Source organism: Citrobacter sp. RHBSTW-00881, from assembly GCF_013728515.1.
Classification (GTDB): domain Bacteria; phylum Pseudomonadota; class Gammaproteobacteria; order Enterobacterales; family Enterobacteriaceae; genus Citrobacter; species Citrobacter braakii.
Window position 1 is genome coordinate 4,836,764 of sequence record NZ_CP056269.1, and the last position, 25,581, is coordinate 4,862,344.

Here is a 25,581-nt window from a genome sequence, read left to right on the forward strand (position 1 = left end):
TAAGCGTAGCGCCATCAGGCACAACCGTTTATTCGTTCTCGATCAACAGCGCTTCCAGCAAATCCAGATCGTGCAGCAGTTTTTGCAGCGTCTCATTGCTGATTTCCCGCGTGGCGCGCAGGTGATAAAGTTCCGCGCGCTCGGAGCGCAGGGCCGCCAGACGGAAACGCCGCTCGAGGTTTTCTTCCTGCATCGAGCTTTCTGCGTCGTTGCGTCCGTCGACGCGTCGACGCAGGTTACCGATGACGCGTGAACTCACCTCGGTGAGCAACTGATTGTCGATGTTCTCTTCGGTATCTGCGGCCAGACGCTCCTCCATTTTCTGGATAGCGACAATCGCCACTTCCGCCGTGGCAGCGCGGGCAATTCGTTCCTCTTTCTGCTGCTGCGAGTGGTCTGCCACTTCCAGGTGTTGCAGCAGAAGCGGCAGCATCACCACGCCAACAAACAGCGAGAACAGAATCACGCCCGCGGCAAGGAAGATCAGCTCATATCGCGCCGGGAAGCCGCTACCATCCGGTAACAGCAGCGGAATGGAGAGCACACCGGCAAGAGTAATGGCCCCACGCACGCCCGCAAAGGAGGCGATCATGATTTCACGCGTCGTCCAGGAACCAAACTCCATCGGCTTTTTCTTCAGGAAGCGCAGACTAAACTTCTTCATCGTCCACAGCCAGCCAAAACGTACCAGCATCAGCGCCACGTAAATCAGCACGATATCGGTAAACAGCATCCAGATTTCAACATTCGGATCGGCTTCTGCCGCCGCCAAAGAAGACTCCAGAATCCCCGGCAACTGCAGTCCTAACAGCAAGAAAACCATGCCGTTAAACACAAACTCCAGCATCGCCCAGGTGCTGTTAGCACGTAAACGCATCGCCAGCGGCGCCCGGCGCATTACCCCGGAACGGGTGATGGTCATCCCGGCTGCGACCGCCGCGAGGATGCCGGAAACACCGATGTGTTCCGCAATCAGGTAAGACGCAAACGGCAGCAGGAACAGCAGAACGATTTGCGTTGCCGGTTCATCACCACCCCAGCGGCTGAGAAAACGCAGGGAGCGCCCGTACAGCCAACTGACGACAAAACCGGCCAGGATACCGCCAATTGCTACCTTGAAGAATTCAAGCGTTGCGCCACCAACTGTAAACACCATCGTGCCCATCGCCACGGCGACGGCAAATTTCAGTGACACCAGGCCGGAGGCGTCGTTCATCAACGCTTCGCCCTGCAGGATACCCATGATTTTCTTCGGTATGCGTCCCTCCCCCACTATGCCGGAAAGCGCAACGGCATCGGTTGGCGACAGGACAGCGGCCAGCGCAAAGGCCGGGATGAGAGGGATCCCCGGCACCAGCCAGTAAATCATAAAGCCAATCCCGACCACCGTGACCAGAACCAGCGCCAGCGCAAGGCCGAAGATCTCTCGCCCGTGCTCCAGAAACTCACGGGTTGGCGTCTTCCAGCCATCGGCGAAAAGCAGCGGCGGGATGAACAGAACCAGAAAAAGCTCAGGATCGAATTCCACATGCAAACCAAACGTCGGCCACGCCAGCAAGGCGCCGATGGCGATCTGCATAAGGGGTAAAGGGAGTTGGAATGGCAATACGCGAGTAAAAACCCCCGACAGCGAGACCACAAGGGTCATGATGAGTATGGTGAAAAAGATTTCCATGCGTTCCCTGTTTGCGATGTTTCTTATGATCAGTGATGAGAGGCGTCGTGCCTCAATTCTATCTACTTGAGAGTAACGCAAAAGACAACGAGAGTGTTGTGAAAATAAAAACGGGCGGCCAAAGCCACCCGTTTTCAGAATCTTCATCAAATGAGGATTAGATAGCCCAACCACCAGCGTAGAAGGCCACCAGCGCGATGGCGATGACCACTGTGCCGATGTTCAGTTTGCGCCATTCGCCAGAGACGATACGGCCAATCACCAGGGTAGCAAAGCCAATCATAATGCCGGTCACGATGTTACAGGTCAGCACGATAAATACGGCCGTTACCAGCCCCGCCATAGCGTCGACAAAGTCAGCAAAGTCGATTTTCGCTACGTTGCTCAACATCAGCAGGCCCACATACATCAGCGCAGGTGCCGTTGCATATACTGGTACAAGATAAGAGAGCGGAGACAGGAACAGGATCAGCAGGAACAGTACGCCAACGGTGATCGCCGTCAGGCCAGTTTTGCCGCCTGCCGCCGTACCCGCTGCGGATTCAATATAAACCGCCGCCGGTGCAGCGCCCACCAGGCCAGAGAACACGCTGCTCAGGGAGTCGGTGGTCAGCGCTTTGCCGCCGTCAATAATCTGTCCGTCTTTATCCAGCAGATTCGCCTGTCCGGCTACCGCACGGATGGTTCCGGTCGCATCGAAGACAGCGGTCATGACCAGCGCCAGCACGCTCGGCAGTACGATCGGGTTTAGTGCGCCCATAATATCCAGGCTACCGATCAGCGAGTTACCGTTTTCGTCGCTCAGAGACGGCATGGCAAAAATACCGGAGAAATGTACGGCCGGGTCGAAAATCAGACCCACTACGGAAATACCGATAATAGTCAGCAGGATACCGCCCGGTACTTTCAGTTTTTCGAGGCCAATAATCACCGCCAGACCTACCAGCGACATAATCACCGGGAAGGTATCGAAATCGCCCAGCGCAACCGGCAGGCCGTCCAGCGGGTTTTTAATAACCAGACCCACGCCGTTTGCCGCAATCAGCAGCAGGAACAGGCCGATACCAATCCCCGTACCGTGCGCAACACCCTGCGGTAGATTGCGCAGGATCCAGCTACGAATACCGGTCGCGGAAATGATGGTAAACAGGACACCCATCAGGAACACCGCACCCAGCGCAACAGGCACGCTGATATGTTGTCCCAGTACCAGGCTGAATGCGGTAAACGCCGTCAAAGAAATGGCGCAGCCAATCGCCAGCGGCAGGTTTGCCCACAGGCCCATCACAATAGAACCGACGCCCGCGACCAGACAGGTTGCCACAAATACAGCGGCAGGCGGGAATCCGGCTTTACCCAGCATCCCCGGAACCACGATAACGGAGTAGACCATGGCCAGGAACGTCGTTAATCCGGCAACGACTTCCTGACGAACGGTACTGCCGCGGAGCGAAATTTTAAACCAGGCGTCGAGTGAACCGCCGGTACGCGCTGAAGGCGTAGACATAGAAAACATCCCCTGAGAGTTTATTTTTTCGTCATTATGCGTGCTGGACAATCCACTGCCTGCTAAACGTTTTCTCCATGTGCCAGGTTTGCGTCAATAGGGGTGTCGCAAAAAAGCAAACGTTTAGCTCCGCGCATAAAAAACGGGTGGTAAAAAAAAGCAAACGATTATCCAGCGATCATACGCTGGTTTTCAACTGAACTTTGCCGCTTTTTACTCATTTCTTCTTATAACGCGCAATAAATAATCAGTCGATGCGCAAACGTTATCGTCAATGCGCAGTCTGGCAACAAAATTTGCGGAGTTATTACAACATTGGTGTTCCTTTTTCACGCAAACTTGCGCAAGAAAACCGGTGAAGATGCGGAAAATTTTTTGGCTAAAAAATCACCATTTCACTGGTAAATGGAGAGAGGTGGCTTACAATTACATTATCAACACAGACCGGAACCTCACCTAATGTGCTCGACTGAGGGGTGTTGATGTCGGGGGAAACCCTCCCGTGAACCAGCGGGATAGAGTGAAAGACAAAGACCGGAACCAAACTAAAGCGCCCTCTGTGGCGCTTTAGTTTTATATCCGTCAATCCATCAGATATTTCACATCAATCATCTTCCAGCAGACGCGCCCCGGTCCCCTTCTCGCCAAGCTGATCGCCTGGGTTACGCAACGGGCAATCGCTGCGCGACAAACAACCGCAACCAATACACCCATCCAGTTCATCGCGTAGCGCCACTAAAGTATGAATGCGTCGATCCAGCTCTTCACGCCATTGCGAAGAGAGCTGCTTCCACTCTTTAGCACTGAGCGAATGTCCTTCAGGTAATACGCCGAGCGCGTCACCGATCGTTGCCAACGGGATCCCGATGCGTTGAGCAATCTTGATAATCGCCACATAACGTAACACATCACGTCTGTATCGGCGCTGATTGCCGCTGTTGCGCATACTGCTGATTAACCCTTTGCTTTCATAGAAATGCAGGGTTGATACCGCTACGCCGCTACGCTTTGCGACTTCACCTGGCGTGAGCAGCGCTTTTATTCGGGGTAATTTCTTTTCCATAAATCGCTTTACCTCAAGTTAACTTGAGGAATTATACTCGCCCACAGACAAAACGACGAATCGAATACTGAAAAAGAGGCAGCCCTATGTCCCATCAGCAGATTATTCAGACCCTTATTGAATGGATTGACGACCATATCGATCAGCCGCTGAACATTGAGGCGGTGGCGAAAAAATCAGGTTACTCGAAGTGGTATTTACAGAGAATGTTCCGCACGGTGATGCGCCAGACGTTGGGTGACTATATCCGCCAGCGTCGACTCCTGCTGGCTGCTGTTGAACTGCGGACGACCGAGCGACCTATTTTCGATATCGCGATGGATCTTGGTTATGTATCACAACAAACCTTCTCCCGCGTGTTTCGCCGCGAGTTTGATCGTACCCCCAGCGATTACCGCCACCGCCTGTAAGATTATTGCCCGCTCTGCGTCAGTATGGCGGGCGACCGTTGTATCCAGTGCATGAACTCCTGTGGCGGCAGCGCCTTCGCAAAATACCAGCCCTGACAATACTGTACGCCACGTTCGCGCAGCCACTCGATTTGCTCAACCGTCTCTACCCCTTCCGCAATCATCTTCAGGTGTAAGCTTTGCGCCATTTCGATGATATGTTCGGCAATCAGGTGACTGGTGCTGTTGGTGGACAACGTACTAATAAATGATTTGTCGATCTTCAGGATATCGATATTCAACGCGGATAAATTGTGTAGATTGGAATATCCCGTCCCAAAATCATCAAACGCCACTTCATAACCCGCCTGACGAAACGCCTGGATTACCGCGGTCATTTTATCTACATCAATAAACCCGCGTTCCGTCACCTCGACTTTAATTTGCTGGGCCGCCACAGAGTACTCACGGTTTTTGTCGGTAATCAGGGCAATAAGTCGGGATGAATGAAAGTCAGAAGCAGAGAGGTTTATCGAGATATAAAGCTGAGGATGCGCCGAAAGAAAATATCCTAAATCGTTGAATACCTCTTCAATCACGTAATCCGTGATCCGCTCAATCATTCCCTCTTTTTCAGCCAGCGGAATAAACTCGGTTGGGCTCATTACTTCACCATCACAGCCCGGCCAGCGCAGCAGAGCCTCAGCCCCTACGCACTGGCCGTTTTCGATATCAATGATCGGCTGGTAGTGCAGACACAGTTGACGTTTTTTGATTGCTCGTTTTAACAAGCGGCGGGGAGATAAGTATTCCTGACGCGTGCGCCACCACATTAACAGCATCAGGATGCTGCAGATAATCCCGAAAGGAATCGTTAACGCAGCCTCATGATAGAAAATCGAATGTATGCGTTTATCCGAGGTCGACACAATAATCGCAATCGGGCGTTTTTCTGAATGCACTTTGGTGTAAAAGCGATCGTCCAACTGGAAGGTTGAGGCTTCACCGTGCACCAACGGCAATAACTGCGCAATAGGCGCCCCTTCGCTGGCAGAGAAAAAAGTACCCGTTACCGTGTCATACACGCCCCAGGACAGGTCCGGGTCATCTGACATAACTTCGCTGTAAGATAATGGGTTGATGACGACAACGTAGTTTCCACGTTGCATATACGTCATTCTGTAGCCAGCGAAAAAGGGGGTATCGCGATAGTAATAGATGGAGATGTCCGGCGTACGTTTATAGTCGGCGGTCGGCATAATATAGGCGACTGGCGGCGCCATCGACGTAGAGCACAAAAAATGATCGCCCTGCGCATAAATTAGCTCGCTGATATATAAACGACCACGAATAATATCTAGCATATTTTTCTGATGTGCCGGGGTACACATCTTACCTTGATACAACAGGGCCATATCTCGCGCTAAATCGGCTTGTTGGATCACCAATTCAGTTTTATTTAACACCAGTTGCGCAAAAGAGCGAAGTTGATTACGGGTTTCGGACATTGCCCGGATTTGAGCAAACCATAACGCCAGCACCACGGGGAGCAATACCACCATGAATGTTCCGAGGAACTTCAGTATCTTGCGTCGCGCACTGTGATTCATGTCAGCCCTGTTTCCCTGTTTCGTATATGCCAGAACCCATTAAGGCAAGATGCTATAAACACCGACTGATTAAGTTGCATGAATCTATCAGTATTAGCAACAGACTTCTCTATGTAAAAGTCTGATAATAGTTGATGATGATATTATTTTTCCGTAAGGCAAACTTAAAGTTATGCTTATTTCATAACGTTATTATCCCCAAGGAGTAATTTTTTATAAGCACTATCCTGGCTTTATTTAAGAAATTCATTAGATTTTTTTAACGATGAATTTAGGATAAATAAAACAGGTAATAAAAATACATCTTTAAGATTGATTATTTAGTATCGTTGCTTCCTTGAATATAACCACATATTTAACATGGTTATCGTCCTGCAAAAAATACGCCCAACACTGGTGAACAAACGAGCATATGTGATATAGTTCACAAAAATCATGTAACAGAAACGATGTTTCATTCATGTTATTGCCCGTCGATAGCCAGAGTACTACACCCTCGGTGAACACCCCCGCGCTGTCCTGGGCATCCAGACTTTCTGAGGACGTTTTTCATGGCAACGATAACAACTGGCGTGGTTCTTCTGCGGTGGCAATTACTCAGTGCAGTGCTGATGTTTTTAGCCAGTACGCTCAATATCCGTTTTCGTAAATCAGATTATATTGGCCTGGCCGTCATTAGCAGCGGTTTAGGGCTGGTTTTTGCCTGCTGGTTTGCGACCGGATTACTCGGCATAACCCTGGTGGATATGTCCGCAATCTGGAAGAACATTGAAACCGTAATGGTTGAAGTGATGAGCCATACACCGCCAGACTGGCCGATGGTGTTGAACTGATAACAGAATTGCATATGGCTACCCCAGTTCTGAGGTAGCCATAATTTTCAGCGAAAAGCAGAAGGATTAGAACGGAATATCGTCGTCGAAATCCATCGGCGGCTCATTAGACGGCGCTGCCGGAGCCGACTGCTGCTGCGGGCGAGACTGCGCGCCGCCGCTGAACTGATTGCCACCTTGCGGCTGCTGAGGCTGACCCCAACCACCCTGCTGCTGGCCGCCACCTGCCGGAGCCCCACCACCCTGACGACCGCCCAGCATTTGCATGGTGCCGCCAACGTTAACCACAACTTCAGTGGTGTACTTTTCTACGCCGGATTGATCGGTCCATTTGCGGGTACGCAACTGACCTTCGATATAGACCTGGGAACCTTTACGCAGATATTCGCTGGCAACTTCCGCCAGTTTGCCGAACAGCACCACACGGTGCCATTCAGTCTGCTCTTTCATTTCGCCGGTCGCTTTATCACGCCAGGATTCGGAAGTAGCCAGCGTAATGTTGGCAACTGCGCCACCATTCGGCATATAGCGTACTTCCGGGTCCTGGCCCAGATTACCGACGAGAATCACCTTGTTTACGCCTCTGCTGGCCATGATCGTGTCTCCTGAAAAACGTTACTGAATAAGTGTAAGCGCGGGATTGTAGCATTTCCAATAGCGCTTTTACTACGTTGCGAGATCGATTCCAGTAAACAACCCCAGACAGACATTGTTGCACAGGCATCTGCGTTTTGCATTCCAATACTGTATATCCATTCAGGTCAGGTTGTGTCATAATTAACCGTTTGTGATCGCCGGTAGCACCATGCAGCCAGGCAAAAAAGCGTTTAATCCGGGAAAGATGAATGGATAAGATCGAAGTTCGGGGCGCCCGCACCCATAATCTCAAAAACATCAACCTCGTCATCCCGCGCGACAAGCTGATTGTCGTCACCGGGCTTTCGGGCTCAGGCAAATCTTCGCTCGCTTTCGACACCTTGTACGCCGAAGGGCAGCGTCGTTACGTTGAATCGCTTTCCGCGTACGCGCGTCAGTTTCTGTCGCTGATGGAAAAGCCGGATGTCGACCACATTGAGGGGCTGTCTCCCGCCATCTCAATTGAACAAAAATCGACATCCCACAACCCGCGATCCACGGTAGGTACGATTACCGAAATTCACGACTATCTGCGTCTGCTGTTTGCCCGCGTTGGCGAACCGCGCTGCCCGGATCACGACGTTCCCCTGGCGGCCCAGACCGTTAGCCAGATGGTGGACAACGTTCTGTCGCAGCCGGAAGGCAAACGTCTGATGCTGCTGGCGCCGGTGATTAAGGAGCGTAAAGGCGAGCATACTAAAACGCTGGAAAACCTGGCAGGCCAGGGCTATATCCGCGCCCGTATCGACGGTGAAGTGTGCGACCTTTCCGATCCCCCCAAGCTTGAACTGCAAAAGAAACACACTATTGAAGTGGTGATTGACCGCTTTAAAGTCCGCGACGATCTCACCCAGCGACTGGCAGAATCCTTTGAAACCGCGCTGGAACTGTCCGGTGGTACGGCGGTGGTCGCCGATATGGACGATCCGAAAGCGGAAGAGTTGCTGTTCTCCGCCAACTTCGCCTGCCCGATCTGCGGCTACAGCATGCGCGAGCTGGAACCACGTCTGTTCTCGTTCAATAACCCAGCGGGCGCATGCCCGACCTGTGACGGTCTCGGCGTGCAGCAGTATTTCGATCCTGACCGGGTGATCCAAAATCCGGAACTGTCGCTGGCCGGTGGTGCTATCCGCGGCTGGGATCGCCGTAACTTCTATTACTTCCAGATGCTTAAGTCACTGGCGGAACACTATAAATTCGACGTCGAAGCCCCATGGGCCAGCCTGAACCCTGCCGTGCATAAAGTGGTGCTGTACGGTTCCGGCAAAGAGAATATCGAATTTAAATACATGAACGATCGCGGCGATACGTCCGTACGCCGCCATCCGTTCGAAGGCGTATTGCACAATATGGAGCGCCGTTATAAAGAGACGGAATCCAGCGCAGTACGTGAAGAATTAGCCAAGTTCATTAGCAACCGACCGTGCGCCAGCTGTGAGGGGACGCGTTTACGCCGGGAAGCCCGCCACGTATTTGTCGAAAATACGCCGCTGCCCGCGATTTCCGACATGAGCATCGGTCACGCCATGGATTTCTTCAACAACCTGAAGCTTGCGGGTCAGCGAGCGAAGATTGCAGAGAAAATTCTCAAAGAGATTGGCGATCGTCTGAAGTTCCTGGTCAACGTCGGCCTCAACTATCTGACGCTGTCGCGTTCAGCAGAAACGCTCTCCGGCGGCGAAGCCCAGCGTATTCGTCTGGCAAGCCAGATCGGCGCAGGTCTGGTCGGCGTAATGTATGTGCTGGATGAACCGTCTATCGGTCTGCATCAGCGCGATAACGAGCGTCTGTTGGGCACGCTTATCCACCTGCGTAATCTGGGCAATACCGTCATTGTGGTTGAGCACGATGAAGATGCGATTCGCGCCGCTGACCACGTCATCGACATCGGCCCCGGCGCGGGCGTTCACGGCGGCCAGGTGGTTGCCGAAGGTACGCTAAAAGATATCATGGCCGTGCCTGAGTCGCTGACCGGCCAGTACATGAGCGGTAAGCGCAAGATTGAAGTGCCGAAACAGCGCGTGGCGGCAGACCCGGAAAAAGTGTTGAAGCTGACCGGCGCGCGCGGTAACAACCTGAAAGATGTCACGCTGACGCTGCCGGTTGGTTTATTTACCTGCATTACCGGTGTTTCCGGTTCGGGTAAATCGACGCTAATTAACGACACGCTGTTCCCGATTGCACAGACGGCGCTGAACGGCGCCACGCTGGCTGAACCCGCGCCATATCGTGATGTTCAGGGCCTGGAACATTTCGACAAAGTGATCGACATTGACCAAAGCCCGATTGGCCGTACGCCGCGCTCTAACCCGGCAACCTACACCGGCGTGTTTACGCCAGTGCGCGAACTGTTTGCCGGCGTGCCGGAGTCGCGTGCGCGCGGTTATACTCCGGGTCGTTTCAGTTTTAACGTCCGCGGCGGACGCTGTGAAGCTTGTCAGGGCGACGGCGTGATCAAAGTCGAAATGCACTTCCTGCCGGATATCTACGTGCCGTGCGATCAGTGTAAAGGCAAGCGCTATAACCGCGAAACACTGGAGATTAAGTACAAGGGCAAGACTATCCACGAAGTGCTGGATATGACGATTGAAGAAGCGCGTGAGTTCTTCGATGCCGTTCCGGCGCTGGCGCGTAAGCTGCAAACGCTGATGGACGTGGGTCTGACGTACATTCGACTGGGTCAGTCCGCCACCACGCTCTCGGGCGGTGAAGCGCAGCGCGTGAAGCTGGCGCGTGAACTGTCCAAACGCGGTACCGGTCAAACGCTGTATATTCTCGATGAACCGACCACCGGTCTACATTTTGCGGATATTCAGCAACTGCTGGACGTGCTGCATCAACTCCGGGATCAGGGCAACACCATCGTAGTGATTGAGCACAATCTGGACGTGATAAAAACCGCTGACTGGATTGTCGATCTCGGTCCGGAAGGCGGCAGTGGCGGCGGGGAAATTCTGGTTTCAGGCACACCAGAAACGGTCGCTGAGTGTGAAGCCTCACACACGGCCCGTTTCCTCAAACCACTGTTGTAATCATGCCGATGGCGCTACGCTTATCAGGCCTACAAAATATGCATAATTGCTTGTAGGCCGGATAAGGCGCTGGCGCCTCATTGCGGAAAACAGATCAGGACTGCGCCAGTATCCGGCGTTTATCTTCCGGCAGCGTGTTTACGGCCTGCTGATAAGAGGCGTCTACCAGGTAGTAGATTTGCGAATCCGGCAGCGAGCCGTCCAGATACACCGTACTCCAGTGCGCCTTATTGAGATGCCGGCTTGGCCGTACATCGCTATGCTGCTGACGTAACAACTCTGCCAGTTCCGGGCTGGTTTTCAGTGACACCGCCGGGCGTTCTTCCACCTCTTTTACCATGGCAAAAAGCACATCTTCGACTTTGATTTGTGTGGCCTTCCAGTCACTGTGTACGCTCTGCTCGGCGCCCATTTTTGCCATGCAGTATTGCAGCAACTCCGAATTCGTCATCTTAATTCCCCTTACCAGCATATTGCCTAATGAGAACATCTTTTATTCAGTGTGCAGCAAGTCCGCAAAAGGTAAAAGCAGGTAACGCAAATTTGTTTAAAAAACCAACAATCGCAAGCAACGTCCTCAATACTCCGAGTTGACGATCACCTCTTCACCAAACGCGCCGGCCTGTGGCAACGGTTTATAAGTGGAGTTAGAAGCGCGTAAAATACGAATGCCGCGAATACCCACGTCTCGGGCGGCGGTAATGTCATTATCAGAGTCGCCGTAGAACATACGGATATTTTTATCCTGCAGCCACTGCGTTTTCGTATTCTGGCCCGGCTTATCACCGGCAAAAATGACCGGGTTCATATTGCCGGCCGGGATGTGAAAGTTATCGGACAGCGTTTTCGACACCGTTTCGGTCTTCGTCTGGCTACGCCCGGTTACGAAAAAGATGCTGTCGCCGCGACGCACGTGCATATCAATCAACTGACGCGCCACTTCTTTCGGAATGCTGAATTCGTCCCAGCCATTGTTCATTTTTTCCCAGAAGGCCGGATTTTTCAGGTAATCCTCACTGTCCGGAGAATACGTTTTTTTTCCGCGCCAGAAGCCTGGGCTGGAAAAGAGGACGGTGTCATCGATATCAAACCCGACGGCCATCGGCGGGCGTCCGGTCAGGCTGTTTTCAATTTGTGCCACGGAGACCCAGTGAATGGGTGCCTGCTCAGCGAGTTTTGCAACGTTGGTGCCTGGATTAAGCTGAGAGGGAGAGGAAACTAACGCCTGGGCCGGCTGATTTAGCGTGAACAATAAACAAACGGCACTCAGTGCCAACGTAAACTTGCGCATATTTTTCCCTAAGTAGTCAGTTAGTTATCATTTTTTTATTAACAACTGGTCAAAAAACTATCTGACCTTACCCCTTAGGGGGAGGGAAAGGAAGGATTTTCTCTGGTTTTGTCCTGGAAAAAGAGCATGATCACATTGGAAAACAGGCCAATAGCACGGTGAAAGAAAGTAGGCCGGATAAGGTGATTACACCGCCATCCGGCAATACAATGCCTGATGGCGCGACGCTTATCAGGCCTAAAAACCCGGTTACATGACGGCGGCAAATGCCTTCGCCACGCGTTGCACGTTACCGTGATTCAACCCGGCCACGCACATACGACCGCTGGCTATCAGGTACACACCGAACTCATCGCGCAGGCGATCGACCTGAGCAGCGCTGAGCCCGGTATAGCTGAACATCCCGCGCTGTTGCAGCAGGTAATCAAAGTTACGACCAGGGATCTCCGCATTCAATACGTTAACCAGCGCCTGGCGCATCGCCAGAATACGGGTACGCATCTCTTCGACTTCCGCCAGCCAGCTGGCTTTCAGCGCGTCATCACCCAACACCGCGGCCACGACCTGCGCACCAAAGTTTGGCGGGCTGGAATAGTTACGACGCACCGTCGCTTTTAGCTGCCCCAGAACGCGGCTGGCGGCATCAGCGTCTTCACAGACTACTGAAAGTCCGCCGACACGTTCGCCGTACAAAGAGAAAATCTTCGAGAATGAGTTGCTGACCAGTGCAGGTAATCCGGCGCTGGCAATGGCGCGGATCGCATAGGCATCGTCTTCCATTCCGCCGCCGAAACCCTGGTAAGCAATATCCAGGAACGGGATCAGATCGCGAGCTTTCAGGATCTCAATGACACCATCCCACTGCGCGGGGGTTAAATCCGCACCCGTCGGGTTATGGCAGCACGGATGCAGCAGTACGATGCTGCGCGCCGGTAAGGTGTTCAGCGTGGCCAGCAGGTCGTTGACACGCACGCCATTGGTGGTGTCGTCATACCAGGGGTAAGTACTTACTTCGAATCCAGCACCTTCAAAAATCGCGATGTGGTTTTCCCAGGTCGGATCGCTGACCCACACGGCAGAATCAGGGAAATAGCGTTTCAGGAAGTCTGCGCCAACCTTTAGCGCACCGGAGCCGCCCAGCGTCTGAATCGTTGCGACGCGCTGCTGCTGGAGAACCGGATGCTCTGCGCCAAACAGCAGCGGCGCAATAGTATGGCGATAAGTGTTCAGGCCTTCCATCGGCAGATACAGCGAAGCGCCATGCGGTTTGGCATTCAGTCGGGCTTCCGCTTCTGCCACCGCTTTAAGCTGAGGAATAATGCCGTCTTCGTTGTAGTACAGACCGATGCTGAGGTTCACTTTGTCGCTACGTGAATCTTCTTTGAAACGCTCCATGAGCGATAAAATCGGGTCGCCGGCGTAGGCGTCAACTTTTTGAAACACGTGTGGTTCTCCAGGTTTACAGGCAGGGGTTAAGAACACAATAAACCGGAAGCGGGAGAAGATCGAGAGGATGTTGAGAGGAATATTGCCGGATGGCGGCGTAACCGCCTTATCCGGCACATCATGAACTTAATCGATATACTTCATTGCCACCCTTGAGGTCAGGCGCGTGATAAGTTCGTAAGCACTTACTTTCGTCATTTCAGCAATGCGTTCAACGGGCAGGCCTTCACCCCACAGGATAACCGAATCGCCGGCTTTATCCTGCGCCTCAGGACCTAAATCGACGCAAATCATATCCATCGCGACGCGACCGACGATCGGCACTTCACGGCCATTGACCAGTACCGGTGTCCCAGACGGCGCAGCGCGCGGATAACCATCGCCATAGCCCATCGCCACCACGCCCAGACGCGTGTCGCGCTCGCTCAGCCAGGTTCCACCATAGCCAACCGGCTCGCCCGCTTTGTGTTCACGCACCGCAATCAGGCTGGAAGTGAGCGACATCACCGGCTGGCAGCCAAAATCGGCACCGATAGAGTGGTTTTCCAACGGCGATACGCCATACAGAATCAGCCCCGGACGCGCCCAGTCGAAGTGAGACTGCGGCCACAGCAGAATACCACCCGACGCGGCGATCGAACGCTGACCCGGTTTGCCTGCGCAAAAGCTATTGAAGATATCGAGCTGCTTTTCGGTCGCGCCGCACTCAGGCTCGTCCGCGCGCGCAAAGTGGCTGACGATATTGACCGGCTGGCGCACGTTTTCACATTGCGTCAAGCGCTGATAAAACGCCTCGGCCTGCTCCGGACGCACGCCCAGACGGTGCATTCCCGTGTCGAGCTTCATCCAGACGGTGACCGGTTCAGCCAGTACCGCGGCTTCCAGAGCTTCAAGCTGCTCCTGGTTGTGTACGGCAGTATGCAGACGCTGCGCGGAGATAGTCGGCAGATCGGAAGCATCAAAAAATCCTTCCAGCAGCAGGATGGGCTGCGTGATCCCTCCCGCTCGCAACCGCAGGGCTTCTTCAAGACGAGCGACACCAAAAGCGTCCGCATCGGGGAGCGTTCGCGCGGTCTCTAACAGACCATGGCCGTAAGCGTTCGCTTTCACGACCGCAACCAGTTTACTGGCTGGAGCCAGTTCACGCAGACGTTGCAGGTTGTGTCGCAGAGCGCGGCGGTTAATGACTACAGTTGCCGCTTGCATTTGTATTCCTTGATAAGTATTTGCTTGAGTAACCTGATTCAGTGTTGTTATTCGTCGTCGTACTGCGGGCCAGCATAGTTATCGAAGCGCGACCACTGACCGTTAAACGTCAGGCGCACCGTACCGATCGGGCCGTTACGCTGTTTACCGATAATGATCTCGGCGATGCCTTTCAGGTCGCTGTTTTCGTGATAAACCTCATCACGATAGATAAACATGATTAAATCGGCATCCTGCTCGATGGAGCCAGACTCACGCAGATCCGAGTTGACAGGACGCTTATCGGCGCGTTGTTCCAGAGAGCGGTTAAGCTGCGACAGCGCCACCACCGGCACATGCAGTTCTTTCGCTAACGCTTTCAGCGAGCGGGAAATTTCAGCAATTTCCAGCGTACGGTTGTCGGAGAGCGACGGCACGCGCATCAGCTGCAGGTAGTCGATCATGATAAGTCCGATACCACCGTGTTCGCGGGCGATACGACGGGCACGTGAGCGCACTTCCGTTGGCGTCAGGCCGGAGGAGTCATCAATATAGATGTTTCGTTTCTCCAGCAAAATACCCATTGTTCCGGAAATTCGCGCCCAGTCTTCATCATCCAGTTGACCGGTACGGATTTTGGTTTGGTCTACACGTGAGAGTGAGGCCAGGGAACGCATCATGATCTGTTCTGAGGGCATTTCAAGACTAAAGATAAGAACCGGCTTATCTTGCAGCATCGCCGCATTTTCGACGAGGTTCATTGCAAATGTCGTTTTACCCATCGACGGACGCGCGGCGACGATAATTAAGTCTGACGGCTGCAAACCAGCAGTCTTTTTATTGAGGTCGTCATAACCGGTGTTGACCCCGGTGACACCATCGTGTGGTTGCTGGAACAGTTGTTCGATACGCGCGACGGTAGCGTCGAGCACATCGGTAATATTTTTCGGACCTTCGTCTTTATTGGCGCGACTTTCAGCAATTTTAAAGACGCGGGATTCCGCGAGGTCCAGCAGATCTTCACTGGAACGGCCTTGCGGATCAAACCCGGCTTCCGCGATCTCGTTCGCCACCGAAATCATGTCACGTACAACGGCACGTTCGCGGACAATATCCGCATAGGCACTAATGTTCGCTGCACTTGGCGTATTTTTAGATAACTCAGCCAGGTAAGCAAAACCGCCGACGCTGTCCAGTTGTCCCTGAACTTCCAGCGATTCTGCAAGCGTGATCAGATCGATGGGTTTTCCCATCTCCTGCAGGCGATGCATTTCGGTGAAGATGTGCCGGTGCGGTCGGGTATAAAAATCTTCCGCCACCACACGCTCGGCCACATCGTCCCAGCGTTCGTTATCCAGCATTAAACCGCCCAACACCGACTGTTCCGCTTCAATCGAGTGCGGCGGTACTTTCAGCCCGGCGACCTGGGGATCGCGCTCACGAGCATCAGTCTGTTGTTTGTTGAAGGGTTTATTTCCTGCCATAGTGAATGGAGTTACCGAGATAATGATTGGGTCGAAAGATTACCACATTTCTTTTGGAGGAAGCATGGCAACACGTATTGAATTTCACAAGCATGGTGGCCCTGATGTACTCAAGGCTGTGGAGTTTACGCCCGTAGACCCGGCGGAAAATGAAATCCAGGTCGAGAACAAAGCGATTGGGATCAACTATATCGACACCTATATCCGCAGTGGTCTTTATCCGCCGCCTTCTCTGCCCAGCGGTCTGGGTACCGAAGCCGCAGGCGTGGTCAGTAAAGTCGGTAGCAAAGTGACGCACATTAAAGCCGGCGATCGCGTGGTTTACGCGCAGTCTCCCCTGGGCGCCTACAGTTCAGTGCATAACGTCCCGGCTGATAAAACCGCTATTTTGCCCAACGCTATCTCGTTTGAACAAGCTGCCGCCTCATTTCTTAAAGGGCTCACCGTTTTTTATCTGTTGCGTAAGACCTATGAAATTCAGCCCGATGAACCATTTTTGTTCCATGCGGCAGCAGGCGGCGTCGGTATGATTGCCTGCCAGTGGGCAAAAGCATTGGGTGCGAAGCTGATTGGCACTGTCGGTAATGCGCAAAAAGCGCAAATTGCGCTGCAGGCCGGCGCATGGCAGGTCATTAACTATCGTGAAGAGAGCATTGTAGAACGTGTAAAAGAGATCACTGGCGGTAAAAAAGTGCGGGTGGTGTATGACTCGGTGGGGAAAGATACCTGGGAAGCCTCACTGGATTGCCTGCAGCGCCGGGGGCTCATGGTCAGCTTTGGTAATGCTTCCGGACCGGTGACTGGCGTTAACTTAGGCATTCTGAATCAGAAAGGTTCGCTGTACGTGACTCGCCCTTCACTCCAGGGTTACATCACCAACCACCATGAATTAACCGAAGCCAGCAATGAGCTTTTCTCGCTGATTGCCAGCGGAGTGATCAAAGTGGATGTCGCACCGGGCCAGATGTTCGCACTGCACGACGCGCAGCGTGCTCATGAAGTGCTGGAAAGCCGGGCCACACAGGGGTCGAGTTTGTTGATCCCGTAACGCCCTCATTTCCGCTAAATAATTCAAGCCGCCAACAAACCTGCGGTTTGAATTATGAAGGGGGAAGAAAGAATTAGGGCTCCCCGTAGGAAGCCCTTTCTTTTTTTAGTTCGGCTGTATGTAGGGTACAGCTCGATGAATTCGTTAACCTGGCAATAGTGACAGATTTGATAATCAATTCCTATTTGCTTCTAAAGGCAATGTTGCAGGTTGTGACACACCGCTCAATACCTTAGTAAAATCGGCGGTTATTGCGCTGATACTGTGGGACTTTTGGCGCTTTTATCGCCTTGATAACCCACACCACGGCAACGGCCAATAACAGCCAGGGCAACAGTTTAATCATCAACGCAAATAGTCCGCCCAAAAACATCACCACAGTGGCTACCACCAATGCGGCCAGCACTCCCAGCAAAGATACGCCGGTGACCATCAGCATGATAAAAAATCCAATCACAAAAAGTAGTTCCAGCATGGCTTTCTCCCGAAATGAAATACTCTCCACAGCTTTACAAGAAACATGCCAAAATTAATATATTGATTTATAAAGCAAACGCCCCGCGACGAAGCGCAGGGCGTGGTGAAATTCACTAACTTTTGGCGAAAACTTAACGTTTGTCTGCCACCAGCTTCAGCGCATGTTCCAGAACCTCAATATCTGCCCCGGCTTTATGCGCATTTTCGCTCAGATAGCGACGCCACTGCCGTGCCCCAGGAATCCCCTGAAACAGTCCCAGCATATGGCGCGTGACATGCCCCAAATAGGTTCCTTTACTCAGTTCACGCTCAATATACGGATACATCGCACGCACTACGGCGACCGGATCGGCATCTTCGCTGGTGACAGCAAAAATCTCGCGGTCAACGGACGCCAGAATACCTGGGTTTTGATAAGCTTCGCGCCCCACCATCACGCCATCCATATGTTGCAGATGGATTTTCGCTTCTTCCAGCGATTTTATGCCACCGTTGATCGACATTGTCAGATGCGGAAAATCGCGCTTTAGCTGATAAACACGGTCATAATCCAGCGGTGGGATTTCGCGGTTTTCTTTCGGGCTTAGCCCGGACAGCCAGGCCTTGCGGGCGTGGATGATAAACATCTCACATTCACCGTTACCGGAGACCGTGTTGATGAAATCGCACAGGAATTCGTAGCTGTCCTGGTCATCAATACCGATACGGGTTTTCACCGTTACCGGAATCGATACCACATCGCGCATCGCTTTGACGCAATCAGCGACCAGTTGCGCATTTCCCATCAGACAGGCACCAAACATTCCATTCTGTACACGGTCGGAAGGGCAACCCACGTTGAGGTTAATTTCGTCATAGCCCCGTTGTTCAGCAAGCTTTGCGCACTGCGCCAGCGCAGCCGGATCGCTCCCGCCCAGTTGCAAAGCGACCGGATGTTCTTCTTCGCTATACGCCAGATAATCGCCTTTACCATGAATGATCGCCCCGGTGGTTACCATCTCCGTATAGAGCAGCGTCTGGCTGGACAGTAAGCGCAAAAAGTAGCGGCAATGTCTGTCCGTCCAGTCGAGCATCGGCGCGATAGAAAAACGATGAGCGGGAAAAGCGGTAGACTGAGATTCAGGCAGCATGGCGAATATTCAAGCATCCGGTTAAAAAAGGGGCGCTACTATAGCATAGACCGTTACGATAGTGAGCCACATCCTCGCAGTTCCCCCTCCCTGCTCCCCGACAAGCGCTATTTACGCCCCGGTTTTCCGTCGTGAGATCCAAAAAACTGCGGCGGATGGTCGACCCAACGATCCTCACGTGTGGCGGCATAAACCGGATTAAGCGGATAATAAATACGATTGTATTTTTTGTTCGCCTCACCCACGACCAGCAGACGTACCTCTTCACTGGTGTTATTGATAAAGGTGTGACACACGCCGGTGCCCGCCGGGAAACCGACGCTGTCGCCCGGTTCCAGCCTCCATAAATAACCGTTAATCCAGGCCTCAGGATATCCTTCCAGCACATAGATAAACTCTTCCTCATCGCTTTCAGCGTGCGGATACGAGGTGCGTCGGCCCGGCGGCAGGCGCTCATGATGAATGCCGAGTCGCCCTAACCCCAGCTTGCGGGCAAGCGGCGCACCTATGGAAAACAGCTCATCGCTATCGGGATAGGTGGAGTCATCAGCCCCCTCAACTTCACGCCAGTGACGAATACAATCGGGTCTTTTCATGATTATTTTCCAGTATTGCGATGGGTCAGGTATAGCACACCGCGGTGGATCTCGGTGTTTTAAACAGAACATGTTAAAGTAAGGGATTAACCTTGCACGCAAATCGAGGCGCCAAATGGACAAAACCACCACGCAGGAGTTATTGGCTCAAGCTGAAAAACTCTGTGCGCAACGCAACGTACGGCTTACGCCACAACGCCTCGAAGTGCTGCGCCTGATGAGCCTGCAGGAAGGCGCAATCAGCGCTTACGACCTACTTGACCTGTTGCGGGAAACCGAGCCGCAGGCCAAGCCGCCGACCGTGTATCGTGCGCTTGATTTTCTGCTGGAACAAGGGTTTGTGCACAAGGTGGAATCCACCAACAGCTATGTGCTTTGCCATCTGTTCGATCAGCCAACCCACAGTTCCGCAATGTTCATTTGCGACCGCTGTGGTGTGGTAAAAGAAGAGTGCGCGGAAGGCGTGGAAGACATCATGCATACGCTGGCAGCCAAAATGGGTTTTGCCCTGCGACATAACGTTATTGAAGCCCATGGACTGTGCCCGGCCTGTGTGGAGGTTGAGTCATGTCGTCACCCTGGCGAATGCCAGCATGACCATACGATTCAGGTGAAGAAGAAAGTTGGGCGTTAAGCGGGTGGGAGAGCGTACATCCTTGTACTCTCAGGAGGGAAGGGTTAATTACCAGCGGTAATCATTACGTTTTTCCCAATCGGTCACTTCTTTCTCCGCCTGATCTTTCGCGTAACCGTAACGCTCCTGGACTTTACCGACCAGTTGGTCACGTTTACCTTCAATGACCGTCATATCATCATCGGTCAGTTTGCCCCATTGCTCTTTCACTTTACCTTTAAACTGCTTCCAGTTACCGCCGACTTCGTCTTTATTCATCATCAAGTCCTCATCGTTAGGTTGTGAATAGCGAGAGTGCCATGTCCAGACACATGCTGTTTTTGCTGGACGTGAGAATAAGTGTAGTCAGGGATTCTGGGTTTTATTTACTATTCGGAATTTTTAACCATCCGCTCAGGCAAACCAGGTTCCATTACGCCAGTGACGCCGCCAGATAAAGGCCAGGGAAAGCCCACGCAGCGCGAGAAAAACGGTTAACGCCAGCCACAAACCATGATTTCCCAGCAACGGTAAAGCCAGTAGCGTTAATGCGAACCCTGCTGCGGCAACGGCCATACTGTTGCGCATTTCTGCAGCCCGTGTCGCTCCAATAAACATACCGTCGAGCAGATAACACCACACCCCCACCAGCGGCAAAACCACCTGCCAGAAAAGATAGCGATCGGCCAACTGTTGGATTTGCGGCAGCGAGGTCAGCAGCGCAACAATCTGCTCGCCAAACAGGGCATAAACCAGCGAAAACAGAATAGCCACAATACCGGACTGTCGACAGGCCGCCCGCCAGACATCAAGCAACTGGCTGCCATCCCTCGCCCCATAGGCCTGACCCGAATGCGCTTCCACAGCATAGGCAAATCCATCCAGCGCGTAGGCGGTAAACGTCAGCAGAGTCATCAGAACGGCGTTAACCGCGATGATGTCGCCTCCCAAACGCGCGCCCAGAACCGTAATGGCCCCAAAGCAGAGCTGTAGCAGCAGCGAACGCAGCATGATGTCGCGGTTGAGCGCCAGCAAACGACGGAAGTTACCACGCCACGCCAGCTTCAACATTGCCAGCGAAATTCCACGCATATGCAGGACTTTGCGTACCATCATCAGGCCAATCAGCAGCGTGGCATATTCGGCAATCACCGTCGCTAACGCCGCTCCCTGCACGTTCATATGCAGGCCCATTACCAGCCATAAATCGAGCACAATGTTAAGAATATTGCCGACAATCAACAGGATAACTGGCGCGCGCGCATACTGAACGCCAAGCAACCAGCCGAGCAGCACCAGATTCGCCAGCGATGCGGGTGCGCTTAACCAGCGGATTTCCAGGAAACGTCGGGCCTGCTCCAGTACCGCCTCACTTCCGCCGACAATATGCAGAGCCAGCTCGATAATCGGCGTCCGAAACAGTGCGATAAGCAGCCCCGCGCCCAGCGCCAGCAATAGCGGCTGCACCAACGCGCGCGCCAGCGCCTGCGGATTTTTCGCGCCAAATGCCTGCGCGGTAAGGCCGGTGGTACTCATGCGCAAAAAAAGCAGCAGCATAAAGAGAAAGCTGGTCGCCGTGGCGCCAACAGCAACGCCGCCAAGATAGACCGGACTATCCAGATGACCAATCACCGCGGTATCCACCAGTCCCAACAGGGGAACGGTGATATTGGAGAAGATCATCGGTAAGGCGAGGTACCAGAGTGCTTTATCAGAAGAGGTAAAGAAAGGCATACAGGAGAGCCTGAGAAGAAGTTAGATGTACTGAAAAAAGATGCAGTGTAGGCCCGGTAAGCGTAGCGCCACCGGGCAAGTTGCCGGATAGCGATATAAACGTCTTATCCGGCCTACAGGGAATCAACAGAAAATTACAACCATTCACCGTTACGAATGACGCCTACCGCCAACCCTTCAATAGTGAAGTTTTGCTCGCGCAGGTCGACAACAATAGGTTTAAATTCGCTGTTTTCTGGCAGGAGTTCAACCTTGTTGCCCTGCTTTTTCAGGCGCTTAACGGTGACTTCGTCGTCGATACGGGCAACAACAACCTGACCGTTACGCACATCCTGAGTTTTATGCACAGCCAGTAAATCACCGTCCATAATACCGATGTCTTTCATCGACATACCGCTAACGCGCAGCAGAAAATCGGCGTTCGGTTTGAACAGTGAAGGATCGACCTGATAGTGGCCTTCGATGTGCTGCTGCGCCAGCAGTGGCTCGCCTGCCGCTACGCGTCCGACAAGCGGTAACCCTTCTTCTTCTTCCTGCAGCAGTCGAATACCGCGCGATGCGCCGGATACAATTTCAAGGACGCCTTTACGCGCAAGCGCTTTCAGGTGTTCTTCAGCGGCGTTTGGGGAACGGAACCCCAAACGCTGCGCGATCTCCGCACGCGTCGGTGGCATACCTGTCTGGCTGATGTGATCCCTAATGAGATCAAACACCTCTTGCTGCCTGGCCGTTAACGCTTTCATTCCGCCCCCTGGGTGTATATACAGTTATGCTGTGAGTATATACAGCTAAAGGTGATTTTGGAACCGCAAACTGCACAAAAAACAGGAGATTTATGCAGTTGTGGAATCTTTATCGCAAATGCGACCACAACAGGATGCCCCAGGTGATCAGAGCGACAAAAATAGACAGCAATACCGCTGCCGAGCCCATATCTTTCGCCCGACCGGAAAGTTCGTGATACTCAGAGCCAATACGGTCAACCACCGCCTCAATCGCACTGTTGAGGATTTCAACGATCATCACCAGCATCACGGAACCAATCAACAGCACGCGGGTAATGGCGTCGACGTCCAGCCAGCAGGCGATGGCTACGCCCAACAGTACGGCAACGCTTTCCTGGCGGAATGCCGCCTCATTGATCCATGCGGCGCGAAAACCTTTCCAGGAATAGCCTGCAGCTTTGATAATTCGGGTGAATCCAGTGGTATTATTGGCCATCAAAAAGAACCTTTTTACATTATTAGCGTCAATGTCATTGTAACGTTACCCCGTTTGTTTCAGGGTGTGGCAAAGCAGCGCGAAGTATGACCGGATACACCAGAAATTCACTAAACTTTCTGATATCCTTGCAGCGCATTTGCATTATTAACCAGAGGCTTTACATCGTTTATGTCCGGCTGGCCACGAATTTACTACAAATTACTGAATTTACCATTAAGCGTCCTGGTAAAAAGCAAGTCTATTCCGGCAGAACCTGCCCCGGAATTGGGGCTCGATACTTCTCGTCCCATTATGTACGTCCTACCGTACAATTCAAAAGCAGACTTGCTGACGCTGCGTGCCCAATGTCTGGTGCACGATCTCCCGGATCCCCTGGAACCGCTGGAGATAGACGGAACTCTGCTGCCGCGCTACGTGTTTATTCACGGCGGCCCGCGCGTGTTCACCTATTACACGCCGAAAGAAGAGTCCATTAAGCTGTTCCATAACTATCTCGACTTGCACCGCAGCAATCCAGACCTGGATGTGCAAATGGTGCCAGTTTCGGTGATGTTTGGCCGTGCGCCTGGGCGTGAAAAAGGCGAGGTCAATCCGCCGCTGCGCATGCTGAACGGCGTACAGAAATTCTTTGCTGTGTCCTGGCTGGGTCGCGACAGTTTTGTCCGCTTCTCCCCGTCGGTCTCCCTGCGTCGCATGGCGGACGAACACGGTACGGATAAAATCATCGCTCAGAAGCTGGCTCGCGTGGCGCGCATGCACTTTGCTCGTCAGCGTCTGGCCGCAGTCGGCCCGCGCCTCCCTGCCCGCCAGGACCTGTTCAATAAACTGCTGGCCTCAAAAGCTATCGCTCGCGCGGTAGAAGATGAAGCGCGCAGTAAAAAAATCTCCCACGAAAAAGCGCAGCAAAATGCCATTGCGCTGATGGAAGAGATTGCCGCCAACTTCTCCTACGAGATGATTCGTCTGACAGACCGTATTCTGGGCTTTACCTGGAACCGTCTGTATCAGGGGATTAACGTTCACAATGCGGAGCGTGTACGTCAGTTGGCGCACGATGGGCACGAAATCGTCTATGTTCCGTGCCACCGCAGCCATATGGACTATATGCTGCTGTCGTACGTTCTGTACCACCAGGGGCTGGTTCCGCCGCACATCGCTGCCGGTATCAACCTGAACTTCTGGCCAGCAGGTCCGATTTTCCGTCGTCTGGGCGCGTTCTTTATTCGTCGTACCTTCAAGGGCAACAAGCTCTATTCCACCGTTTTCCGCGAATACCTGGGCGAGTTGTTCAGCCGCGGCTACTCGGTTGAATACTTTGTCGAAGGAGGCCGTTCACGCACCGGGCGTCTGCTCGACCCGAAAACCGGCACGCTGTCGATGACCATTCAGGCGATGCTACGCGGCGGTACGCGTCCGATTACCCTCGTACCCATCTACATCGGCTACGAGCACGTAATGGAAGTGGGCACGTACGCGAAAGAGCTGCGTGGCGCGACGAAAGAGAAAGAGAGTCTGCCGCAAATGCTGCGTGGCTTGAGCAAGCTGCGTAATCTGGGTCAGGGTTATGTCAACTTTGGCGAACCGATGCCATTGATGACTTACCTCAACCAGCATGTACCGGAGTGGCGTGAATCGATCGATCCTATCGAGTCCATCCGCCCGGCCTGGCTGACGCCGACGGTGAATAGCATTGCCGCCGATCTGATGGTACGCATTAACAATGCAGGCGCGGCCAATGCCATGAACCTGTGCTGTACCGCGCTGTTGGCCTCCCGCCAGCGCTCTCTGACCCGTGAGCAACTGACTGAACAGCTCGACTGCTATCTGAGTCTGCTGCGCAACGTGCCGTACGCGGCGGATGCTACGGTTCCTGCGCAGAGCGCCAGTGAATTGATCGACCATGCCTTACAGATGAATAAGTTTGAGGTCGAGAAAGACACCATCGGTGACATCATCATTCTGCCGCGCGAGCAGGCGGTATTGATGACGTATTACCGCAACAACATTGCGCATATGCTGGTTCTGCCTTCGTTGATGGCAGCCATTGTGACTCAGCATCGTCGTATTTCACGCGCCGCGCTACAGCAGCATATTGATGCGCTGTACCCGATGCTGAAAGCAGAGCTGTTCTTACGTTGGGAGCGTGATGAACTCGCCGGAGTGATTGACGAACTGGCCAGCGAAATGCAGCGCCAGGGACTGATCGCCCTGAACGATGACGAACTGCATATCAATCCGGCCCGCTCCCGTACGCTACAGCTGTTGGCGGCGGGTGCTCGCGAGACGTTGCAACGCTACGCCATTACCTTCTGGCTGCTGAGCGCGAACCCGTCTATCAACCGTGGCACGCTGGAGAAAGAGAGCCGCACCGTGGCGCAACGCCTCTCCGTACTGCACGGCATTAACGCGCCGGAATTCTTCGATAAAGCCGTGTTCAGCTCTCTGGTGCTGACGCTGCGTGACGAGGGATTCATCAGCGATACCGGAGATGCCGAACCGGAAGAGACGATGAAAATCTATCAGATGTTGGCCGAACTGGTCACGTCAGATGTGCGTCTGACCATCGAGAGCGCCACACAAGGCGAGTAAGCATAAAAAAACCGGTCGA

23 protein-coding genes are annotated in these 25,581 nt (G+C 53.1%); 6 read left to right on the top strand and 17 right to left on the bottom strand.

The window, feature by feature from the left end:
• Positions 1-28: 28 nt before the first annotated feature.
• The 3 genes from HV311_RS23280 to soxR all read right to left on the bottom strand — a co-directional run bounded on the left by HV311_RS23280 (position 29) and on the right by soxR (position 4,245).
• Complete coding sequence (locus HV311_RS23280; protein ID WP_016155365.1) at positions 29-1,675, bottom strand: Na+/H+ antiporter; 1,647 nt, start codon at positions 1,673-1,675, stop codon at positions 29-31.
• A 157-nt stretch (positions 1,676-1,832) separates the two neighbouring features.
• Positions 1,833-3,182 carry a guanine/hypoxanthine transporter GhxP gene (ghxP, locus tag HV311_RS23285; protein ID WP_016155449.1) on the bottom strand — a complete coding sequence of 450 codons (1,350 nt, stop codon included), beginning with the start codon at positions 3,180-3,182 and terminating at the stop codon, positions 1,833-1,835.
• A gap of 604 nt (positions 3,183-3,786) precedes the next feature.
• Positions 3,787-4,245: a redox-sensitive transcriptional activator SoxR gene (gene soxR, locus HV311_RS23290; RefSeq protein ID WP_016155363.1), complete on the bottom strand. Its 459-nt coding sequence runs from the start codon at positions 4,243-4,245 to the stop codon at positions 3,787-3,789.
• Positions 4,246-4,331: 86 nt separating this feature from the next.
• Between soxR and soxS the strand changes: the two genes are divergently transcribed.
• On the top strand, positions 4,332-4,655 hold the full coding sequence (soxS, locus tag HV311_RS23295; RefSeq protein ID WP_016155362.1) for a superoxide response transcriptional regulator SoxS: 324 nt from the start codon (positions 4,332-4,334) through the stop codon (positions 4,653-4,655).
• A gap of 2 nt (positions 4,656-4,657) precedes the next feature.
• Here the strand turns inward: soxS and HV311_RS23300 are convergent, their stop codons facing one another.
• Positions 4,658-6,244, bottom strand: coding sequence for an EAL domain-containing protein (locus HV311_RS23300; RefSeq protein WP_016155448.1), 1,587 nt, complete (start codon positions 6,242-6,244; stop codon positions 4,658-4,660).
• Positions 6,245-6,795: 551 nt separating this feature from the next.
• Here HV311_RS23300 and HV311_RS23305 point away from each other — a divergent pair.
• Positions 6,796-7,077: a YjcB family protein gene (locus tag HV311_RS23305; RefSeq protein WP_016155360.1), complete on the top strand. Its 282-nt coding sequence runs from the start codon at positions 6,796-6,798 to the stop codon at positions 7,075-7,077.
• Positions 7,078-7,143: 66 nt separating this feature from the next.
• Here HV311_RS23305 and ssb1 read toward each other — a convergent pair whose 3' ends face one another.
• Positions 7,144-7,671 (bottom strand): single-stranded DNA-binding protein SSB1, encoded by a 528-nt coding sequence (ssb1, locus tag HV311_RS23310; RefSeq protein ID WP_016155359.1) that lies wholly within the window; start codon positions 7,669-7,671, stop codon positions 7,144-7,146.
• 251 nt (positions 7,672-7,922) lie between these two features.
• On the opposite strand from ssb1, the gene uvrA reads away from it, so the two are divergent.
• On the top strand, positions 7,923-10,745 hold the full coding sequence (uvrA, locus tag HV311_RS23315; RefSeq protein WP_016155358.1) for an excinuclease ABC subunit UvrA: 2,823 nt from the start codon (positions 7,923-7,925) through the stop codon (positions 10,743-10,745).
• A gap of 94 nt (positions 10,746-10,839) precedes the next feature.
• Here uvrA and HV311_RS23320 read toward each other — a convergent pair whose 3' ends face one another.
• From HV311_RS23320 to dnaB, 5 genes are all read right to left on the bottom strand, one after another.
• Positions 10,840-11,196, bottom strand: a complete 357-nt coding sequence (locus HV311_RS23320) for an MmcQ/YjbR family DNA-binding protein (protein WP_016155357.1) — start codon at positions 11,194-11,196, stop codon at positions 10,840-10,842.
• A 126-nt stretch (positions 11,197-11,322) separates the two neighbouring features.
• Positions 11,323-12,036: an acid phosphatase AphA gene (gene aphA, locus HV311_RS23325; RefSeq protein WP_003826615.1), complete on the bottom strand. Its 714-nt coding sequence runs from the start codon at positions 12,034-12,036 to the stop codon at positions 11,323-11,325.
• Between the two features lie 249 nt (positions 12,037-12,285).
• Complete coding sequence (gene tyrB, locus HV311_RS23330) at positions 12,286-13,479, bottom strand: aromatic amino acid transaminase (RefSeq protein WP_191220526.1); 1,194 nt, start codon at positions 13,477-13,479, stop codon at positions 12,286-12,288.
• Between the two features lie 129 nt (positions 13,480-13,608).
• Complete coding sequence (gene alr / locus HV311_RS23335) at positions 13,609-14,688, bottom strand: alanine racemase (RefSeq protein WP_016155354.1); 1,080 nt, start codon at positions 14,686-14,688, stop codon at positions 13,609-13,611.
• Between the two features lie 47 nt (positions 14,689-14,735).
• A complete protein-coding gene (gene dnaB / locus HV311_RS23340; RefSeq protein ID WP_003826610.1) occupies positions 14,736-16,151 on the bottom strand; it encodes a replicative DNA helicase in 1,416 nt (471 codons plus the stop codon).
• Between the two features lie 64 nt (positions 16,152-16,215).
• On the opposite strand from dnaB, the gene HV311_RS23345 reads away from it, so the two are divergent.
• Positions 16,216-17,199 (top strand): quinone oxidoreductase, encoded by a 984-nt coding sequence (locus HV311_RS23345; RefSeq protein WP_131380486.1) that lies wholly within the window; start codon positions 16,216-16,218, stop codon positions 17,197-17,199.
• A 232-nt stretch (positions 17,200-17,431) separates the two neighbouring features.
• Here HV311_RS23345 and pspG read toward each other — a convergent pair whose 3' ends face one another.
• The 3 genes from pspG to HV311_RS23360 form a co-directional block, all read right to left on the bottom strand.
• Positions 17,432-17,674 carry an envelope stress response protein PspG gene (gene pspG, locus HV311_RS23350; RefSeq protein ID WP_016155352.1) on the bottom strand — a complete coding sequence of 81 codons (243 nt, stop codon included), beginning with the start codon at positions 17,672-17,674 and terminating at the stop codon, positions 17,432-17,434.
• Positions 17,675-17,807: 133 nt separating this feature from the next.
• Positions 17,808-18,806 (bottom strand): tRNA dihydrouridine(20/20a) synthase DusA, encoded by a 999-nt coding sequence (dusA, locus tag HV311_RS23355; RefSeq protein ID WP_016155444.1) that lies wholly within the window; start codon positions 18,804-18,806, stop codon positions 17,808-17,810.
• A 107-nt stretch (positions 18,807-18,913) separates the two neighbouring features.
• Positions 18,914-19,402 (bottom strand): cupin domain-containing protein, encoded by a 489-nt coding sequence (locus HV311_RS23360; protein WP_019077868.1) that lies wholly within the window; start codon positions 19,400-19,402, stop codon positions 18,914-18,916.
• 115 nt (positions 19,403-19,517) lie between these two features.
• Here HV311_RS23360 and zur point away from each other — a divergent pair, with 115 nt between their 5' ends.
• Complete coding sequence (gene zur, locus HV311_RS23365) at positions 19,518-20,036, top strand: zinc uptake transcriptional repressor Zur (protein ID WP_003031709.1); 519 nt, start codon at positions 19,518-19,520, stop codon at positions 20,034-20,036.
• Between the two features lie 48 nt (positions 20,037-20,084).
• On the opposite strand, the gene HV311_RS23370 is transcribed toward zur, so the two are convergent.
• The 4 genes from HV311_RS23370 to HV311_RS23385 form a co-directional block, all read right to left on the bottom strand.
• Positions 20,085-20,294 (bottom strand): CsbD family protein, encoded by a 210-nt coding sequence (locus tag HV311_RS23370; protein WP_019077869.1) that lies wholly within the window; start codon positions 20,292-20,294, stop codon positions 20,085-20,087.
• Between the two features lie 135 nt (positions 20,295-20,429).
• Positions 20,430-21,749, bottom strand: a complete 1,320-nt coding sequence (gene dinF / locus HV311_RS23375) for an MATE family efflux transporter DinF (RefSeq protein WP_191220527.1) — start codon at positions 21,747-21,749, stop codon at positions 20,430-20,432.
• 134 nt (positions 21,750-21,883) lie between these two features.
• Complete coding sequence (lexA, locus tag HV311_RS23380; RefSeq protein ID WP_003826596.1) at positions 21,884-22,492, bottom strand: transcriptional repressor LexA; 609 nt, start codon at positions 22,490-22,492, stop codon at positions 21,884-21,886.
• A gap of 109 nt (positions 22,493-22,601) precedes the next feature.
• The gene (locus HV311_RS23385; RefSeq protein ID WP_003826594.1) at positions 22,602-22,970 is read right to left on the bottom strand and encodes a diacylglycerol kinase; all 369 of its coding nucleotides are present in this window, start codon (positions 22,968-22,970) and stop codon (positions 22,602-22,604) included.
• Between the two features lie 171 nt (positions 22,971-23,141).
• On the opposite strand from HV311_RS23385, the gene plsB reads away from it, so the two are divergent.
• Positions 23,142-25,562, top strand: a complete 2,421-nt coding sequence (gene plsB / locus HV311_RS23390; RefSeq protein ID WP_075848858.1) for a glycerol-3-phosphate 1-O-acyltransferase PlsB — start codon at positions 23,142-23,144, stop codon at positions 25,560-25,562.
• The last annotated feature ends 19 nt before the right edge of the window (positions 25,563-25,581 follow it).

Bases quoted from the DNA above. Each gene is read 5' to 3' on its own strand.
- HV311_RS23300 (WP_016155448.1), bottom strand. From the start codon at position 6,244: ATGAATCACAGTGCGCGACGCAAGATACTGAAGTTCCTCGGAACATTC.
- lexA (WP_003826596.1), bottom strand. From the start codon at position 22,492: ATGAAAGCGTTAACGGCCAGGCAGCAAGAGGTGTTTGATCTCATTAGG.
- HV311_RS23385 (WP_003826594.1), bottom strand. From the start codon at position 22,970: ATGGCCAATAATACCACTGGATTCACCCGAATTATCAAAGCTGCAGGC.
- soxS (WP_016155362.1), top strand. From the start codon at position 4,332: ATGTCCCATCAGCAGATTATTCAGACCCTTATTGAATGGATTGACGAC.
- aphA (WP_003826615.1), bottom strand. From the start codon at position 12,036: ATGCGCAAGTTTACGTTGGCACTGAGTGCCGTTTGTTTATTGTTCACG.
- uvrA (WP_016155358.1), top strand. From the start codon at position 7,923: ATGGATAAGATCGAAGTTCGGGGCGCCCGCACCCATAATCTCAAAAAC.
- ssb1 (WP_016155359.1), bottom strand. From the start codon at position 7,671: ATGGCCAGCAGAGGCGTAAACAAGGTGATTCTCGTCGGTAATCTGGGC.
- HV311_RS23360 (WP_019077868.1), bottom strand. From the start codon at position 19,402: ATGAAAAGACCCGATTGTATTCGTCACTGGCGTGAAGTTGAGGGGGCT.
- HV311_RS23320 (WP_016155357.1), bottom strand. From the start codon at position 11,196: ATGACGAATTCGGAGTTGCTGCAATACTGCATGGCAAAAATGGGCGCC.
- HV311_RS23345 (WP_131380486.1), top strand. From the start codon at position 16,216: ATGGCAACACGTATTGAATTTCACAAGCATGGTGGCCCTGATGTACTC.
- dnaB (WP_003826610.1), bottom strand. From the start codon at position 16,151: ATGGCAGGAAATAAACCCTTCAACAAACAACAGACTGATGCTCGTGAG.
- ghxP (WP_016155449.1), bottom strand. From the start codon at position 3,182: ATGTCTACGCCTTCAGCGCGTACCGGCGGTTCACTCGACGCCTGGTTT.
- plsB (WP_075848858.1), top strand. From the start codon at position 23,142: ATGTCCGGCTGGCCACGAATTTACTACAAATTACTGAATTTACCATTA.
- alr (WP_016155354.1), bottom strand. From the start codon at position 14,688: ATGCAAGCGGCAACTGTAGTCATTAACCGCCGCGCTCTGCGACACAAC.
- zur (WP_003031709.1), top strand. From the start codon at position 19,518: ATGGACAAAACCACCACGCAGGAGTTATTGGCTCAAGCTGAAAAACTC.
- HV311_RS23280 (WP_016155365.1), bottom strand. From the start codon at position 1,675: ATGGAAATCTTTTTCACCATACTCATCATGACCCTTGTGGTCTCGCTG.
- pspG (WP_016155352.1), bottom strand. From the start codon at position 17,674: ATGCTGGAACTACTTTTTGTGATTGGATTTTTTATCATGCTGATGGTC.
- HV311_RS23370 (WP_019077869.1), bottom strand. From the start codon at position 20,294: ATGAATAAAGACGAAGTCGGCGGTAACTGGAAGCAGTTTAAAGGTAAA.
- soxR (WP_016155363.1), bottom strand. From the start codon at position 4,245: ATGGAAAAGAAATTACCCCGAATAAAAGCGCTGCTCACGCCAGGTGAA.
- dusA (WP_016155444.1), bottom strand. From the start codon at position 18,806: ATGCTGCCTGAATCTCAGTCTACCGCTTTTCCCGCTCATCGTTTTTCT.
- HV311_RS23305 (WP_016155360.1), top strand. From the start codon at position 6,796: ATGGCAACGATAACAACTGGCGTGGTTCTTCTGCGGTGGCAATTACTC.
- dinF (WP_191220527.1), bottom strand. From the start codon at position 21,749: ATGCCTTTCTTTACCTCTTCTGATAAAGCACTCTGGTACCTCGCCTTA.